This is a genomic window from Caballeronia sp. SL1002, assembly GCF_057814995.1.
Map to the genome: position 1 here is coordinate 744,193 of NZ_JBYMUW010000005.1, position 17,158 is coordinate 761,350.

Consider the following 17,158-nt stretch of genomic DNA (forward strand, 5'->3'; position numbering starts at 1 on the left):
CCTCAACTTCAGCGGACCCACGAAAATTGTCCAGATCCCTTACTTCGCAACGCCTGCGCATCCGCTCGATCAACACCGTCGCCGTCTCGCTCCTGCTCGGTTTGAGCAGCGTTACCGGCGTTGCGGCAGCGGCGTCCAAAACGCTCGTGTTCTGCTCCGAAGGAAGTCCGGCGGGCTTCGATTCCGCGCAATACACGACCAGCACGGACTTCGACGCGGGCGCGCATGCGGTGTACGACACGCTCGTCGAATTCAAGCGCGGCTCGCTCGATCTCGTGCCGGGACTGGCCGAAAAGTGGGACGAGTCGCCTGATGCGAAGACCTTCACGTTTCATCTGCGCCACGGCGTGAAGTTTCAGAATACGGCGTACTTCAAGCCCACCCGCGATTTCAACGCCGACGACGTGGTCTTTACGTTCAAGCGGATGATCGACCCGAACGATCCGTTCCAGAAAGCGCACCCGGTCAGCTTTCCGTATCTGAGCGATCTCGGCTACGACAAGAACATCGCGTCGGTCGAAAAGCTCGACGATTACACCGTGCGCTTCACGCTCAAGACGCCCGACGTCGTGTTCGTGCGCAACATCGCGATGGAGTTCGCGTCGATCGTCTCGGCCGAATACGCCGCGCAGCTGCTCAAGGAAGGCAAGCCCGAGGACATCAACCAGAAGCCGGTCGGCACCGGTCCGTTCGTGTTCCGCGACTACCAGAAGGACGCGACCATCCGCTACGACGCGAATCCGACCTTCTGGAACCGCAAGGACGTGCACATCGACAAGCTCGTCTTCTCGATCACCCCGGACGCCGCCGTGCGGATGCAAAAACTCGCGAGCGGCGAATGCCAGTTGACCGCGTTCGCGCGCCCGGCCGATATCGAGGCGACGCGCAAGAATCCGAGCTTGACCGTGCTGTCGGGCGTCGGCTTCAATGTGGCCTATGTCGGCTATAACACGCAGCACAAGCCGCTCGACAACGTGCTCGTGCGCCGCGCGCTCGACATGGCTGTCGACAAGCAGGCGATTCTGAAAACCGTCTATGAAGGCTCGGCGACCATCGCGACGAATCCGATGCCGCCGTCGCAATGGTCGTACAACAAGGCGCTGAAGGACGCGCCGCGCGATCCGGCGAAGGCGCGCGAACTGCTGAAAGAAGCCGGATTTCCGAACGGTTTCACCATCACGCTCTGGGCGATGCCGGTGCAGCGCGGCTACAACCCGAACGCGCGGCTGATGGCGCAGTTGATCCAGTCGGATTGGGCGAAGATCGGCGTGAAGGCGAACATCGTGAGCTACGAGTGGGCCGAGTACAACAAGCGCGCGAAGCAGGACGGCGAGCACGACGCCATCCTGTATGGCTGGCTAGGGGACAACGGCGATCCGGACAACTGGCTCGGCACGACGCTCGGCTGCGACGCCGTCCACGGCAGCAACATGGCGAAATGGTGCAACAAGCAGTTCGACGATCTGCTTGCAAAGGCGCGTCTCATCACCGACCAAAACGCGCGCACCAAGCTTTACGAGCAGGCGCAAGTGGTCTTCAAGGACCAGGTGCCGTACACGCCGATCGTCCACGCCAATGCCTATCAGCCCATCTCGAAGCGCGTGAAGGGCTACGAGATCAGCCCGCTCGGCGGTCATCGCTTCGACGGCATCACGCTCGACTGACGCCGCCGTCTTTCTATCTCCGATTCAGCGGGGATTTTCGAAGTCGCCGGGGCTTTCGTCGGAGGCCCGCCAGTCGGGCTTCCTCTCCTGACTGGCTGCCTGCAATCCGGCGCGCACGCCTTCTGCATCGAAATCGGACGTGTAGACCGGGCTTGCGGGCTGCTGACGCCACGATTCATCGAGCGTGCCCGCATCCACCGCGTCGAAACCGACCTCGCCGACCAGTTTCATCACGACCGCCTTCGCCGCCGGATCGTCGCCCGCAACCGGCAACGCGACGCGTCCCGGCGTGCCGTCCGGCGCGCCCTTGTTGCGCAGATGCGCGGCGTAGATATTGTTGAACGCCTTCACCACGGGCCGGCCGATCTGCTGCGACACCCAGCGGCTTTCGGTTGCGCCCTGCTCGATCCCGTCGATCCGACCGTCGCGCTGACGCGGATAGTAATTGCCGGTATCGATCACGATCACATCCGATGGCAAATCCGCGAACAGGTCATGCGGCAGATTCGGCACCTTGGCCTCGGGAATCGTCACGACAACCACCTGCGCGCCGGCCACGACCTCCGCAAGCTCGGCGGGCGTGGCGCCGGTTTCTTTTGCCACATCGCCCAAGGTATCGGGCCCTCGCGAATTCCCGATCCGCACGTCATGCCCATGTTCGACGAACCTGAGCGCCAGCACCTGTCCAATATTTCCCGCGCCGATAATGCCGATCTTCATACCGCCTCCTGGTTGTGAACCGAACGCCGCCATTGCTCGCGGCAGCACGTTCATGTTAAAACGCGCGCGAAAACGGCGCAGGCTGGTCCGCGATAGCCAAACCCAATGACACCGATTGACGCAATCGAATTTCAAAAGCGATAGTTTTCGCTCATAATGGCTCCACTGCTTCAAAACGCTGCATTAATCTTCATCACCCCAACGATCCAAACAAGGAACTCGTAAATGCCGATCATCAATACCCAAGTCAAACCGTTCAAGGCAACCGCTTATCACAACGGCGATTTCGTGACCGTTACCGACGAAAACCTCAAGGGAAAATGGTCCGTCGTCGTGTTCTATCCGGCCGACTTCACGTTTGTCTGCCCGACCGAACTGGGTGACCTGGCCGACCGCTACGCTGAATTCCAGAAGCTCGGCGTCGAAATCTACGGCGTGTCGACCGACTCGCACTTCACGCACAAGGCATGGCACGACACGTCGGACACGATCAGCAAGATCAAGTATCCGATGATCGGCGATCCGACGCTGGCAATCTCGCGCAACTTCGACGTTCTGATCGAAGAAGAAGGCATGGCGCTGCGCGGCACGTTCGTGATCAACCCGGAAGGCGAGATCAAGCTGTGCGAAGTGCACGACAACGGCATCGGCCGTGACGCGGGCGAACTGCTCCGCAAGGTTCAGGCCGCGCAATACGTCGCGTCGCATCCGGGCGAAGTCTGCCCCGCCAAGTGGACGCCGGGCGCTGAAACGCTGACGCCGTCGCTCGACCTGGTCGGCAAGATCTAAGCTTCACGCTTTAAGTTGCACAACGTCCGGACCCGTTCGGGTCCGGACTTCTCGCCTCACCTTGACGAGGCAGACCATCGCCACGCTCAACACCTCCTCGCTGAAGGAATCGGACTCGCCATGCTCGACGCCAATCTCAAGACTCAGTTGAAAGCCTATCTGGAAAAGGTCAGCCGGCCGATCGAGATCGTCGCTTCGCTCGACGACTCCGCGAAATCGGCCGAATTGCAAGACCTCCTGCGCGAAATCGCTACGCTGTCGGACCGCATCGCGGTGATCGAAAAGCGCGACGACGCAGAACGCACGCCCTCGTTTTCCATCGGCGAGCCGGGCAAGGCTGCGGGCATCCGCTTCGCGGGCATCCCGATGGGCCACGAATTCACGTCGCTGGTGCTGGCGCTGCTGCAAGTGGGCGGCCACCCGGTCAAGCTCGACGATGCGGTGATCGAACAGATCCGCAATCTCGACGGCGACTATCAGTTTGAAACGTACATCTCGCTCTCATGCCAGAACTGCCCGGAAGTCGTGCAGGCGCTGAACGTGATGAGCATCATCAATCCGCGTATCCGCCAGGTCACGATCGACGGCGCGCTGTTCCAGGGCGAAGTCGAAGCGCGCCAGATCATGGCCGTGCCGACCGTCTACATGAACGGCGAAGTGTTCGGCCAGGGCCGCACGGGCGTGAAGGAAATCCTCGCGAAGCTCGACAGCAATGCGGGCGCGCGCGCTGCGAAGGCGCTGGAAAACAAGCCGGTATTCGACACGCTGATCGTCGGCGGCGGACCGGCGGGCGCGGCGGCGGCGATCTACTCGGCGCGCAAGGGCATCACGACGGGCGTCGTGGCGGAACGCTTCGGCGGCCAGGTGCTGGATACGCTCGCCATCGAAAATTTCGTATCGGTGACGGAAACGGAAGGACCGAAATTCGCGACCGCGCTGGAACAGCACGTGAAGACCTACGACGTCGACATCATGGACGTCCAGCGCGCCGACGCGCTGATTCCGGGCCGCATCCACGAGGTGCGCCTTGCGAACGGCGCGGTGCTGAAGGCCAAAACCATCGTGCTCGCGACCGGCGCGCGCTGGCGTGAAATCAACGTGCCGGGCGAGCGCGAATACCGCAATCACGGCGTGGCGTACTGCCCGCATTGCGACGGCCCGCTCTTCAAGGGCAAGCGCGTCGCGGTGATCGGCGGCGGCAATTCGGGCGTCGAAGCCGCCATCGACCTCGCGGGTATCGTGAGCGCGGTGACGCTGATCGAATTCGGCGCGGAACTGCGTGCCGACGCCGTGCTGCAAAAGAAGCTGCGCAGCCTGAAAAACGTCACTATCGTGACCGAGGCGCAAACCACGGAAATCACCGGCGACGGCAAGAAGGTCAACGGTATCGTGTACAAGGATTTGCGCACGGGCGACGCGAAAAAGATCGAACTGGAAGGCGTTTTCGTGCAGATCGGGCTCGTGCCGAACACCGAATGGCTCAAGGGCACGGTCGAACTGTCGCGGCACGGCGAGATCGTCGTGGATGCGCGTGGCGCGACCTCCGTCCCCGGCGTGTTCGCGGCGGGCGACGTCACCACGGTGCCGTTCAAGCAGATCGTGATTGCTGTCGGCGAAGGGGCGAAAGCGTCGCTCGGCGCGTTCGATTACCTGATCCGCAACTCGGTCGCGGCCGAAGCGGAAGTGCAGGAAGCGGCGGGCGTGGAAGCGTAAAAGGCCTCTGACGCTAGCCACAAAAAGCGGCGAACGGTTTTTCCGTTCGCCGCTTTTTTATGCGCGAATCACACTTCGGGATCGAGTTTGATCGCGTAGAGCGAGCGGCCGTCGAGATCGTGGATAGACACCGTCATCGCGCGGCTCGCCGGGTCGATTTTCGCGCGGCCGTAGTATTGCTGCTTGGCCGCCGGCGACTGATTTTGCGGATTATTCGCGGGCACGCTCACGTAGCGCACTTCGGGGCCGAACGTCATGTCGGTTTCATTCGGCCCGAACGTACCCGCGTTCAGCGGACCGCCGACGAATTCCCAGAACGGCTTGAACTCCGTGAACTTCGCGCGCGACGGATGATAATGCGCCGCCTGCGCGTAATGAACGTCGGCGGTCACCCACACCACGTTCTGGATATCTTCCTGCTTGATGAAGCGCAGTATTTCCATCAGTTCGAGTTCGCGTCCCGACGGCGCGCCGTTATCGGCGTTCGCCCACGCCTCGAACGTGCCCTTCGGCACATCGGGATTCAGGTCGGGCACGACGAGCGAGATCGGCATGTCGCTCGCGATCACCTTCCACGTCGCCTTCGATTGTTTCAGCGATGCCGTCAGCCACGCGGTCTGACGGGGGCCGAGAAACGCGGATTCCCGATCGAGCCGCGTTTGCGTATTCGGCGAATTCGGCCCGCGATAACTGCGTTCGTCGAGCATGAAAACGTCGAGCAGCGGCCCGAACTGAAAGCCGCGATAAATCTGCTCGGGATCGAGCTGATTGATGCGGAACGGGTTGTATTCGAACATCGCCTGCTTCGCGCGCGCCGCGAGCAGCGACACGTTGCGCTCCTGATAGCGCTTCTCAGCCGCGCCGATCTTCTGCCCCGGATACCAGTTGTTGCGCACTTCGTGGTCGTCCCACTGCACGAGAAACGGCACTTCCGCCATGAAACGGCGCTTGCTGGCGTCGAGCTGGTTGTACGCGAACGCGCCGCGATAATCGTCGAGCGTCTGTGCGACGTGCGACTTCGCCTCGGTCACGAGGTTCGTCCAGATCGTGCCGTCCGGTAGTTTGACCTCGGCCTCGATCGGGCCATCGGCGTAAATCTGGTCGCCGGAATGGATGAAGAAATCCGGCGCTTCGCGACGCATCGCCTCGTACACGCGATACCCGCCGAAACGCTCGTTGATGCCCCAGCCCTGGCCCGCTTCGTCGCCTGAAAAGACGAACGTGACCGGCTGATCGGCGCGCACGCGCGCGGTACGAAAGCGCCCGGCAACCGGCTCGCTCACGGCTTTTTCGTCGGTCAGACTCTGAAAGCGCACGCGATAAAAAATGTCCGCGCCGGGCGGCAGTCCGGTCAGATCCATGCGCGACGTGAAGTCGCTGCTGTCGAGCGCCGCCGGGCCGATGCGCCGCTCGAAGGTCGCGAACGTTTCGCTCGTCGAATAATCGACGATCATCCGCGAAGGCCGGTCCGTGCGGCTCCAGACGATACCGCTCGTGGCCGTGGTGTCGCCCGACATCACGCCGCCGGGCAATTGCGGGCGCAAGCGCTCGGAGGTGACCACCGCAGGCGCGACGCCTTCTGCAAGCACATCGCCGATACGCGAGCCGGCGAGCCCGACGCCCGCCACAGAAACGAGACCTTTGAGCCAGGCGCGGCGGGACGGCAGATCGGACATAGGATGTTCCTTCGGAGCGGAAGAGCGAAGCTCACGATGGTAAAGACCGGGCGTGTCGTTTTTGTTTCAGCGCGCGCTGAAATTAACCCTATGTCTCGCGCTGCGGCTAGCGCGGCGCTTCGGGTTCGAGCACGCGCGGCACGCGCAGTTCGAACACGCTGCCCTGCCCTTTGAACGACTCGAATTCGATCGTGCCGTGAAGCATCCGCGCGAGTTCCTCGACGATCGCGAGTCCCAGGCCGCTGCCGGGAATATCCTCGCTGGTGGCGCGCTCGAACGCGCCGAACACGCGCGCGTGGTCTTGCGGGCTGATGCCGACGCCCGTGTCGGACACGCGCAGACGCCAGTGCGAGTCGCCATCGGCGAGCATCTGAAGATCGACCTCGCCCGAATGCGTGTACTTGATTGCGTTCGACAACAGGTTGTACGCGATCTGCTTGGTCTTCAACCGGTTTGACGTGACCGTGCCGAGCGCGGGATCGACGCGGCCCTTCAGCACGAGTCCTTTCGCCTCGGCGGGCGCGCGGCACGCGTCGATCAGTTCCTCGAAGAGGCCGTTCAGGTCGAAGGGTTCGACGCTCAAGCCCGAATCGTCGCCGAGTACTTTCGAATACTCGACCATCTCATCGACCAGCGTCCCCATGTCCGCCGCTTGCCGGGCCGCGAGCGCGATGGCGGCCTCGCGTTTGCTGGGCGAACGCTTGACGAGTTGCAGCGCCGTCGAAAAGACATTCAGGAAATTGCGCAAGTCGTGCGACACGCGGCGCGTGACCTGCATGCGCGATTCGTAAAGCTCGCTGATCAGCCGTTCGCGCAGCGTCAGTTCCTGATTCGCGCGTTCGAGCATGCCGGTGTATTCGTCGATCTTGCGTTCGCGCTCGCTCACGCTCTGGCGGATCGACGTGAGCGTGACGAAACTCAGCACCTCGTCGATCAGGAGACACGCGCGTACTTCGTGGGGCCGTTCGAACACGTCCGGTTCGGCGGACGCGAATTCGCCCGTGGCCCAGATCAGCACCTGCCGGAAGAGATCGAGTTCGCGCACGAGTTCGTCGATGCGATAGCCCTGGCTCCAGCGCCATTTTCCATGCTCGCGCGCGTCGTGTTCGAGCGCGCCGTCGCGGGCGTGGGGATCGTCCAGTTGCAGGACATCGCAGACTTCGTTGAAGATGGCCGGCAGATGATCCGCCAACTGGCGATGGGTCAACCGGTCCGAATGCTCGACATCGGCATCGCCGAAGACGATTTTCATCCAGCGCTCGGTCAGCGCGCCCTGCTGGTCGCGCAGCGCCGCGCCAAGCGCCTTCATTCCGCCGATACTGGGGTCGCGCATGGCCGGGCCCGCTCGCTGTGGTGGAGGTGTGTCCAGCGGCGTTTCGTCGAGGGGCGGACGGCGCGCGGACAGGGATTTGTTCGAGTATAGGCGCGTGCGTCGGTAAATTCCGCGCTATCGCGGGGTAAGTGCATCCATAAATGACTGAAGCCCGGTTTATCCCACACCCCGTATCCGCTCCCGCAACAACTGAACGAACTGCTTCGCGGTCGGCGATAACACGCCGCCGCGCCGCGTGACAATCCCGAACGTCTGCGATTTCGATTTGAGCCGCACCGGAAGAATCCGCAGCATCCTGTGTCGCGCGAACAATTCGGCGACGCCTGTCGGCAAGAGTGAAACGAGATCCGGGTTGCCCTGCAACAGCGCCACTGTCACGAAGGTGGACGCGGTGGAGATCGGATTGTCCGGCATCGGCAGTCCCGCGAGGTCCATTTCACGCGCGAGCAGCGCGCTCATCGGCATGTCGCCGGGATACATGACCCAACGGTGGCCCGCGAGATCGGCGAACGTGAGTTCCCTTTCCGCGTCGGCATCCTGAGCGGCGTCGAGCGGCGGGTGATCGTGGGCGACAACCACGGACACCGGCTCGTCGCCGAGCGCCTGATAGTGATATTTCGAAGGCTGCCCCGACACCGTCGAGCGGCCGATCACCAGATCGAGCCGACCATCGTCGAGCAAGGTCAGCATGCGCCCGCTCGTGTCCTCGACAATTTCGATCGACACGCCCGGATGGCTCCGGTGCAACTCGTTCGCGATCGGCACGACGACGTCCGGCAGCGACCCCATGATTGCGCCGACGGTCAGCCGCCCGCCCATGCCGGTGCGGATATCGGCGACTTCCTGGCACAGCGAAGTCAGATCGGTCGCGACCAGCCGCGCGTAACGGATTACGCAATGGCCGAACGGATTCGGGATCAACCCGCTCTTCGCGCGCTCGAACAGCGGCGCCTCCAGCATGCTTTCGAGTTCCGCGAGCGCTTTGCTGGCGGCGGATTGCGTCATGGACATCGCGGTCGATGCCTTATGCAGCGATTTATGGTCGTCGAGCGCGATGAGCAACTGGAACTGCTTCATGCGCAGCCGCGACATCAGCACGTCGAGCGTGGTCTTCATGGCGAAAAGCCGGACAATTCAGGCAAGAGTGAGTCGCAAAAGCGATCACCAGATGGAAAGGTTTCACTATACAGCGCGGCGCGGCGGGTCGTATAGTCGCCGCAGCACTCAATAAAAGGAGACAGCAGTGACGACTCAAAGCGCTCAAACGGTGTACCGCGGCGTGTTCCCCGTCGCGCCGACCATCTTCGACGAAAACGGCCGGCTCGACCTCGACGGCCAGAAACGCGCGATCGACTTCATGATCGACGCGGGATCGAACGGAATCTGCATTCTCGCGAACTTTTCGGAGCAGTTCGTCCTGACCGACGACGAACGCAGCATCGTGCAGAAGACCGTGCTCGACCACGTCGCGGGCCGCGTGCCGGTGATCGTCACGACGACGCATTTCAGCACGCACATCTGCGCCGAGCGCAGCCGGGCCGCGCAGGACGCGGGCGCGGCGATGGTGATGATCATGCCGCCGTATCACGGCGCGACGATCCGCGTGACCGAGCGCGGCATTCAGGATTTCTTCGGCCGCGTGTCCGACGCGATCGACATTCCGATCATGATCCAGGACGCGCCGGTTTCCGGCACGCCGCTGTCCGCGCCGTTCCTCGCTAAACTGGCGAAGGAAGTGAAGAACGTGTCGTACTTCAAGATCGAAACGGCGCAGGCGGCGTCGAAACTGCGCGAACTGATCGAACTCGGCGGCGACGCGATCGTCGGTCCGTGGGACGGCGAAGAAGCGATCACGCTGATTCCCGATTTCGACGCGGGCGCAACCGGCGCGATGACGGGCGGCGGCTATCCGGACGGCATCCGTCTGATCGTCGATGCGTACGCGGCCGGTGATGTGGATCGCGCCGCCGATCTTTATCAGCAATGGCTGCCGCTCATCAACTACGAAAACCGCCAGTGCGGCCTCGCCGCCTGCAAGGTGCTGATGAAGGAAGGCGGCGTCATCAAATCCGACACCGTGCGCCACCCGCTCGCGCCGATGCATCCGGCGGTGCGCGAAGGCTTGCTGAAAGTCGCGCGCAAACTCGATCCGGTCGTGCTGCGCTGGGGCCGCTAAGCCGCACCCGGTCATACTTCGAACACGCTAAAAACACGCTGAACACGGCGGACCGATCGGTTCGCCGTCTCCATTTCAAGGAACGGACATGCAGATCGCAGGCAATCTCCTCATCGGCCAGAAGGCCGTGCGCGGCACCAACGGCGCCATCAAGGCGGTCAACGCAGCCACAGGCGCGGCCATCGAGCCGGGTTTCGGCGGCGCGACGGCGGCGGATCTCGAAGCCGCGTGCGCGCTCGCGTGGGCCGCGTTCGATACTTATCGCGAGACGTCGCTCGACGCCCGCGCGACGTTTCTCGAAACGATCGCGCAGAACATTCTCGATATCGGCGACGATTTGATCGAGCGCTGCGTGACGGAAAGCGGCCTGCCGCGCGGACGGATCGAAGGTGAGCGTGGCCGCACGGTCGGCCAGTTGCGCATGTTCGCGTCCGTCGTGCGTAACGGCGATTTTCTCGGCGTGCGCATCGATCCGGCGCAGCCTGAGCGCAAGCCGCTGCCGCGCGTCGATCTGCGTCTGCGCTATGTGCCGCTCGGCCCGGTCGCCGTGTTCGGCGCGAGCAACTTCCCGCTGGCGTTCTCCACCGCCGGCGGCGATACCGCGTCCGCGCTGGCGGCGGGTTGTCCGGTTATCGTGAAGGCGCACTCGGCGCATCCGGGCACGGCGGAACTCGTCGGGCAGGCCGTGCAGAAGGCGGTCAAGGATTGCGGCATGCCGGAAGGCACGTTCTCGCTGCTGTTCGACAGCGGCCGCGAGATCGGTCAGGGACTGGTGAAGGATCATCGCATCAAGGCTGTCGGCTTCACCGGCTCGCGCGGCGGCGGCACGGCGCTGATGAAGCTCTCGGCCGCGCGCCGCGAGCCGATCCCGGTCTACGCAGAAATGAGCAGCATCAACCCGGTCCTGCTGTTCCCGAACGCGCTCAAGAACCGCGCCGAAGACATCGGCCGCGCGTTCGCCGCGTCGCTCGTGCTGGGCGCCGGTCAGTTCTGCACGAACCCGGGACTGATCCTCGCCGTCGATAGCCCGGACCTCGACCGCTTCATCGAAGCGGCGTCGGCGGCGCTCGCCACCCTGCCCGCCTCGACGATGCTCACGCCGGGCATTCACAAGACCTACGAAAGCGCCGTCGATAAAGCCGCGCATCACGCCGACGTCAAGACGCTCGCGCGCGGCGCGGAAGCGAAATCGCCGAATCAGGGTCAGGCGGCGCTGTTCTCTACCACCGCCGACGCGTTCCGCCAGCACGCCGAGTTGCAGGAAGAGATTTTCGGGGCGTCGTCGCTGGTCGTGCGCTGCCCGGATCTCGCGACGTTGCGCGAGCTGGTGGAATCGCTCGAAGGCCAGTTGACCTCGGCGCTGCATATCGACGAAGCCGATCACGCCGACGCCCGCAGCGTCCTGCCGGCGCTCGAACGCCGCACGGGCCGCATTCTGGTGAACGGTTTCGGCACGGGCGTGGAAGTCGGCCACGCGATGGTCCACGGCGGCCCGTATCCGTCTACCGCGGACGGCCGTTCGACCTCGGTCGGCAGTCTTGCGATCGACCGCTTCCTGCGTCCGGTCAGCTATCAGGACATGCCGGAAGGCTTGTTGCCGGACGCGCTGCAAACGGCGAATCCGCTTGGGCTGAATCGTCGTCTGGACGGCAAGCTGACGCTCGGCGAATAAGCGGTCCGATTGCAAAATGGCGCGCCGCGTTCGTTTTCCAACGAACGCGGCGCGCTTTTTCATGTTGCTCGCAACCGCCGATTTATCGACGGGATGAAACTGCGTTTCGAAAGTTTCACTTCGCTCGAAATGTGGCCGTATAAACAGACAATTTTGACTCTGCAAGTGCCAGGCCACTCGCGTGATTCATCGGCGAAACTTAACTGTCCCTTAGGTGTGAAACGCAATTGACGACGGGGCCGAGTTGACACATATTTGTCGCGTCGTTGCCCGTTAGCCGCGCATGAAGGCGGATACCGAGTACGAAGGATCGCTGCCTGCCGGCCACGCCCGAAGTCTAGTCGCGCGGTCGCTACGGGCGGCATTGGACATCGCATATGTCCGCGAGGGCTTCGGCATGAACCGTCTCACTTTTCCCGCATCCATCTTTTCCGTGGCCTGCCAGCGCTGCGGCAGCGCGCTTCGCAAAAACGCGGAGAGCTGCCCCAATTGCGGCGCGGACCGCGACGCCGCTTTCGGCGAATCGCCCGGCGCTTTCAAGCCCTCGGGTTCGACGGCGCTCGCCTCCGCGAGCCACGTCGGCGGCACCGGTGTTGCGTCCGCCGCACAGCCGTGGAACGCCAAAACACTGGACTATTCCGCCATCCCCGAAAAGGGCGAATTCCTGCCGGACGACGGCATCGATTCATCGGCGGAACGATGGACGCATGGCAAGACCGCCATCGTCGGCTCGGTTGCGCTGGCGCTCGCCGCGGGCGTCGCGATCTACTTGCAGCAGCAGCGCACGGGCGGCGCGGAATACGATTCGACGCTGCACAGCGTCTCCGGCGCGATCGACTCGCGTTCGGGCGATGCAAGCGGAGCGTCGCAGCGCCTTCTCGAACCGCTCAGTGCAGGCAGTGCCATGGATGCCGCCAAGCCTGCCGAGCAACCGCCCGCCGTCGTGGCAATCCGGCCGTCGGGCACGCGCGGCGGGATTCAGGCGGTGCGCGACGCCATGCTCGCGCATGACCTCGGCGCGGCGCGCGCGCACTTTCTCGCGCTCACGCCGCAACAACAAAACAGCGCGGAACTGGCGACCGTCACCGACGAACTCGCGCAACTCGAAATCGAACGCGATACGGCGCTGAAGCTCGCGCGCGCCTGCGAGAAAGCGGCGGCCTGGCCGTGCGTGCAGCAAAACGCGGGGGAAGCGCTTTCGCTCGACGGCAGCAATGTCGAATCGCAGGCGATGCTCGAACGGGTGATCGCGCATTCGGGGTGGTCGACGAATGCTAAATCGGGCGGAGCCGCAGCCACGCTCGCGGCTTCAGCTACGCCCGGCGCCGCGCCCGCGCCGCGCCGCAGACTCTGGGCCGGGCAATCGCGCAGCGCGGCGGCGAAGCAGGCGGCAGCCGAAGCCGCTGCTGACGCTGATTCCGCGCGCACCGGCGGCGCCGTCCCTCGCGAAGCCACGCTGGACGTCACGCGCCCGACTACGCGTGAACTGACCGCCGCGCCGGTCGATGCGCGCGCCACCACGGCGGTCACGCCGCCGCAGCCGACGCAAGCGCCAGCGCCAGCGCCCACGCAAACTCAAGCGCTGACCCAGCCCACGGATATCCAGCCCCAGCCCGTGCATCCAGCCGCAGCCACGACGGCGGCCGCGCCCGGCCCAGCCGATCTGCCGCCCGCAGCGGTGGCGACCCGCGCGAGCGCCGACACGCGCTCCGATCCGCGCCCGGCGCACGCGCTGTCCACCGATCCGGCGAACGCCGAGGATCTCGAACGCGCGATCAAGCAATACGGCTGGAGCGGGGACAACGCGCCAAACAAAACGCCGCACTAAAGACAAGCGAGCCGCTGGAGACGCGAGCGACACACCGGACGCCGACGGCCTCCGGTTCGACCCATAAAAAGTGCTGAATAACGCGCGCCGTGCCGTCAGCACGGCGCGCGACCCGTCCAACTCCGACACAAAGGGTTCAACATGCACAAGACGACCTTCATGCGCCGCGCTCTCCTCGCGCTGGCGTTCAGCGGGCTATCGGGCGTCTCACTGACGGCTTCCTCCGCGCCGCCGGCGCCGGTGGGCCAGTTCAAGATCGTCACGGGGCCGGAGCGCGGCACGTATATCCAGATCGGGCAGGATCTTTCGCGCTGGGTCGCGGATCCGATCAACATGGAACTCGAAGTGTTGCCGTCGAAGGGATCGGCGGAAAACGTGCAGCGCATGCGCTATGAACCCGGCGTGAAATTCGCGCTGGTGCAGTCGGACGTCTACCAGGCTTACGTGGACATGGCGTCGGCCGGCAACGCCGAAGCGGGCAAGATCATCCAGCCGCTGCGCCTCATCATGCCGCTCTACGACGAGGAGATTTATTTCGTCGTGCGCTCGGATTCCCCGCTCAAGTACATCAGCGATATCAAGGACAAAAACCTGAGCGTCGGGCTGATCGGCAGCGGCACGGCGCAGTCGTCGGCGACGCTCTACAAGCTCATGTTCGGCCAGCCCATTCCCGAGCAGAATGCCCAGCACTTCAGCAACGAGGATGCGCTCGCGAAGCTGATCGTGAAGAAGATCGACGTCGCGATCATCGTGGCCGGGCAACCGGCGAAGCTCTTCCAGGACATGAATCCCGAACTGCTTCAGCAGATCAAGCTGCTGCGTCTCGATCCGTCATCGCCCGAAACGGCGCGCGCGAAACAGACGTATTTCCCCGCGACGATCCGCACCACGAGCTATCCGAACTGGATCAAGGAAGACACGCCGACGCTGACCGTAAAGGCGTTCCTCGTCACCTACGATTACGGACTGCGCAATACCGTCGGCGCCATGACGCAGTTCGCCGATTCGCTCTGTACGAACTTCGACACGCTTCAGGCGAACGGCCATCCGAAGTGGAAGCAGGTTCACCTCGATCTGCCGCAACTCGGGCGCGGCTGGCGCTACTATCCGCCGGTCGAAAAGCGTCTGCGTGCGTGCGTCGCGCGCCGACTCGCCGCCGCCGATGCGCCGCCCGCAAGCGCGCGCGACACCAGCGCGCCGCCCGTGCAAAAAGTGAAGAAGCGCGAATGCACGGATCAGGAACGCGTGCTGATGCTCTGCGAGTGAGTTTGCGTCAGAGCGTCGGCATCAGCGCGGCGAGGCGGACGAGCGCATCGCGAATCTGGTCCGCGCTCACGCCGCCATAGCCGAACAACATGGCCTGCGTCGTGCGCTCGCCCGCATAGAAACCGCCGATCCCGTACATACCCACCGACACCGCGCGCGCCGCATCGACGACGCGCGTCTCATCGAAATCCGCGTTTAGCCGCGCGACCAGATGGATGCCCGCCGTCGCGTCGAGCGGTGCGAACCAGCGCGCGAGCGGCCCCGTCAGACCGTCGATCAACACCCGCCGCCGCTCCGCATACGCGCGGTGCATGCGCCGCAGATGCTTTGCGTAATCGCCGTTCAGCATGAACGCGCCGAGCGCGGTCTGCGTCAGCATGCAGCTATGCCAGTCGGCGGCCTGCTTCGCGCGCCATAGCGGCTCGCCGAGCGACGCGGGCGGCACCACGTAACCCATCCGCAGATCGGGAAACAGCGTCTTGGAAAACGTGCCCACATACGCGACCCGTCCCGTGCGATCGAGACTTTTCAGCGATTCCACCGGACGGCCTTCGAAACGGAATTCGCCGTCGTAATCGTCTTCCGCGATCAGCGCACCGCGCCGCTCCGCCCACGCCAGCAACTCGACGCGCCGCGCGAGGCTCATCGGCATGCCGAGCGGAAACTGATGCGACGGCGTGACATACACGAGCCGCGCGTTGTCCGGCAGCGCGCTCACCACGATGCCCTCGCGATCCACCGGCACGTGCGCGAGCCGCGCTCCGAGCGCCCCGAAAATGGTCCGCGCAGGCGGATAACCGGGTTCCTCGACCGCAACGACATCGCCGGGGCGAATCACGACGCGTGCGATCAGATCGAGCGCCTGCTGCGCGCCTTGCGTCACCACCACGTCTTCCCAGTTGCACGTCACCGCGCGGCTGAACGCCAGATAGCGCGCGATGCCGAGCCGCAATTCCTGTTCGCCCGCTGGATCGCGATATCCGGCGATACCGCCGCTCGCCCGCGCCTGCACGCGCAGCGCCTGATTGATGCAGCGGCGCCATGCATCGTAGGGGAACAGCGATTTATCGGTGACGCCGCCCATGAAATCGCACGCGAGCGCCGGACCGGCGGGCGGGCGCGGCATCGCCAGATGATGCGTCCTGCCGCGCCACTCCGCGCCCGGCCGCGCGGCGGTTTCCGACGGCAAGCGCTGCATCCCTTCGACCACGAACGTGCCCTTGCCGCGCAGACTCTGTAGAAAGCCCTCCGCGATCAGCCGTTCGAACACATCGAGCGTCGTTTTCCGCGATACGCCGAGTTGCAGCGCGAGATCGCGCGTGGAAGGCAACTGCGTGCGCGCCGCCAGCCGGCCTTCGATAATTCCCGCCCGCAACTGCCGGTAGACCTGCCCGGCGAGATCGCGTCGGCCATGGATCGTGACCTGGATGTCCATGTTTAGTGGCTACCTGTAATTAATCATTATTGGTTATTTTACATAGCCACGCGGGAGTCTAGGATTACTTCATCGCCGCACCCAATCCATTTAATGAGGAGATTCAAATGTCCGAACGTCTCGATTTCTACAAAGCCGGTCCCGAAGTGCTCAAGGCCATGCTCGGCCTGGAAGCGCGTATTGAAAAGAGTGGTATCGAAAAGCCGCTGGCCGAGTTGGTGCGTCTGCGCGCTTCGCAGATTAATGGCTGCGCGTTTTGTCTCGACATGCACGTGAAGGACGCGCGGCGTGGAGGCGAAGATGAACGCCGGCTCGCGACGGTTTCGGCTTGGCGTGAGACGCCGTTCTTTACCGATCGGGAGCGGGCTGCGCTTGAGTGGACGGAGTCGGTCACGCTGGTAGCGGCGGATCATGTGCCGGATAACGTTTGGGAAGCGGTTAAGCCGCATTTCAGCGAGCAGGAGATTGTTGATCTGACGCTGCTCGTGGTCGCGATTAATGGGTGGAATCGGCTTGCTATTGCGTTTCGGAAGATGCCGGCTTAACAGAGTCAGGCCGAGGCGCAGGTCTCGGCTGTTGGGGTTCTTTCTTTAGCTTTGGTTCGGTGGCGGTACATGGGGAATGTCTTCGTCGAGGGCTTCTCCTCGAACGCTAATCCGAGGTACATCTAACTTCGAACTATCGGCCGTACGATTCGCGTAGCTTTGAATTTTCCGTCGCGGGAACGGCGCGCTTCCGACGTTAGAAATAGCGAACGGCCGCTGTCGACCCTCAACGGTCCTTCTCCCTCACGTACCGACGACGACGGCTTTCAACGCTACAACGGTCATTCGACATTCCGCTATCGAGGCCCGTAAGAAGACTGCAGCAATAGGAACGTCATTCG

13 protein-coding genes are annotated in these 17,158 nt (G+C 63.7%); 8 read left to right on the forward strand and 5 right to left on the reverse strand.

Annotated features, from left to right (window positions below; genetic code table 11):
- The first annotated feature begins 26 nt into the window (after positions 1 to 26).
- Positions 27 to 1,664, forward strand: coding sequence for an ABC transporter substrate-binding protein (locus AC3D25_RS27740; protein ID WP_488891687.1), 1,638 nt, complete (start codon positions 27 to 29; stop codon positions 1,662 to 1,664).
- Between the two features lie 24 nt (positions 1,665 to 1,688).
- Here AC3D25_RS27740 and AC3D25_RS27745 read toward each other — a convergent pair whose 3' ends face one another.
- Positions 1,689 to 2,384 (reverse strand): NADPH-dependent F420 reductase, encoded by a 696-nt coding sequence (locus tag AC3D25_RS27745; protein ID WP_488891688.1) that lies wholly within the window; start codon positions 2,382 to 2,384, stop codon positions 1,689 to 1,691.
- A 225-nt stretch (positions 2,385 to 2,609) separates the two neighbouring features.
- Between AC3D25_RS27745 and ahpC the strand changes: the two genes are divergently transcribed.
- Together ahpC and ahpF are read left to right on the forward strand one after the other, a co-directional pair.
- On the forward strand, positions 2,610 to 3,173 hold the full coding sequence (gene ahpC, locus AC3D25_RS27750) for an alkyl hydroperoxide reductase subunit C (protein WP_488891689.1): 564 nt from the start codon (positions 2,610 to 2,612) through the stop codon (positions 3,171 to 3,173).
- Between the two features lie 120 nt (positions 3,174 to 3,293).
- On the forward strand, positions 3,294 to 4,886 hold the full coding sequence (ahpF, locus tag AC3D25_RS27755) for an alkyl hydroperoxide reductase subunit F (protein WP_488891690.1): 1,593 nt from the start codon (positions 3,294 to 3,296) through the stop codon (positions 4,884 to 4,886).
- Between the two features lie 68 nt (positions 4,887 to 4,954).
- Here ahpF and AC3D25_RS27760 read toward each other — a convergent pair whose 3' ends face one another.
- From AC3D25_RS27760 to AC3D25_RS27770, 3 genes are all read right to left on the reverse strand, one after another.
- Positions 4,955 to 6,562, reverse strand: coding sequence for an alkaline phosphatase D family protein (locus AC3D25_RS27760; RefSeq protein WP_488891691.1), 1,608 nt, complete (start codon positions 6,560 to 6,562; stop codon positions 4,955 to 4,957).
- A gap of 106 nt (positions 6,563 to 6,668) precedes the next feature.
- Positions 6,669 to 7,895, reverse strand: coding sequence for a sensor histidine kinase (locus AC3D25_RS27765; RefSeq protein WP_488891692.1), 1,227 nt, complete (start codon positions 7,893 to 7,895; stop codon positions 6,669 to 6,671).
- 156 nt (positions 7,896 to 8,051) lie between these two features.
- Positions 8,052 to 9,011 (reverse strand): LysR family transcriptional regulator, encoded by a 960-nt coding sequence (locus AC3D25_RS27770; RefSeq protein WP_488891693.1) that lies wholly within the window; start codon positions 9,009 to 9,011, stop codon positions 8,052 to 8,054.
- Positions 9,012 to 9,138: 127 nt separating this feature from the next.
- On the opposite strand from AC3D25_RS27770, the gene AC3D25_RS27775 reads away from it, so the two are divergent.
- The 4 genes from AC3D25_RS27775 (at position 9,139) to AC3D25_RS27790 (ending at position 14,837) form a co-directional block, all read left to right on the forward strand.
- The gene (locus AC3D25_RS27775; protein ID WP_488891694.1) at positions 9,139 to 10,071 is read left to right on the forward strand and encodes a dihydrodipicolinate synthase family protein; all 933 of its coding nucleotides are present in this window, start codon (positions 9,139 to 9,141) and stop codon (positions 10,069 to 10,071) included.
- 88 nt (positions 10,072 to 10,159) lie between these two features.
- Positions 10,160 to 11,743, forward strand: coding sequence for an aldehyde dehydrogenase (NADP(+)) (locus AC3D25_RS27780; RefSeq protein WP_488891695.1), 1,584 nt, complete (start codon positions 10,160 to 10,162; stop codon positions 11,741 to 11,743).
- Positions 11,744 to 12,140: 397 nt separating this feature from the next.
- Entirely contained in the window at positions 12,141 to 13,571 is a 1,431-nt protein-coding gene (locus AC3D25_RS27785; RefSeq protein WP_488891696.1) for a zinc ribbon domain-containing protein, read from the forward strand.
- A 141-nt stretch (positions 13,572 to 13,712) separates the two neighbouring features.
- Entirely contained in the window at positions 13,713 to 14,837 is a 1,125-nt protein-coding gene (locus tag AC3D25_RS27790; RefSeq protein ID WP_488891697.1) for a TAXI family TRAP transporter solute-binding subunit, read from the forward strand.
- 7 nt (positions 14,838 to 14,844) lie between these two features.
- Here the strand turns inward: AC3D25_RS27790 and pdxR are convergent, their stop codons facing one another.
- Positions 14,845 to 16,272 (reverse strand): MocR-like pyridoxine biosynthesis transcription factor PdxR, encoded by a 1,428-nt coding sequence (gene pdxR, locus AC3D25_RS27795; RefSeq protein ID WP_488891698.1) that lies wholly within the window; start codon positions 16,270 to 16,272, stop codon positions 14,845 to 14,847.
- Positions 16,273 to 16,379: 107 nt separating this feature from the next.
- Between pdxR and AC3D25_RS27800 the strand changes: the two genes are divergently transcribed.
- On the forward strand, positions 16,380 to 16,817 hold the full coding sequence (locus AC3D25_RS27800) for a carboxymuconolactone decarboxylase family protein (protein ID WP_488891699.1): 438 nt from the start codon (positions 16,380 to 16,382) through the stop codon (positions 16,815 to 16,817).
- The last annotated feature ends 341 nt before the right edge of the window (positions 16,818 to 17,158 follow it).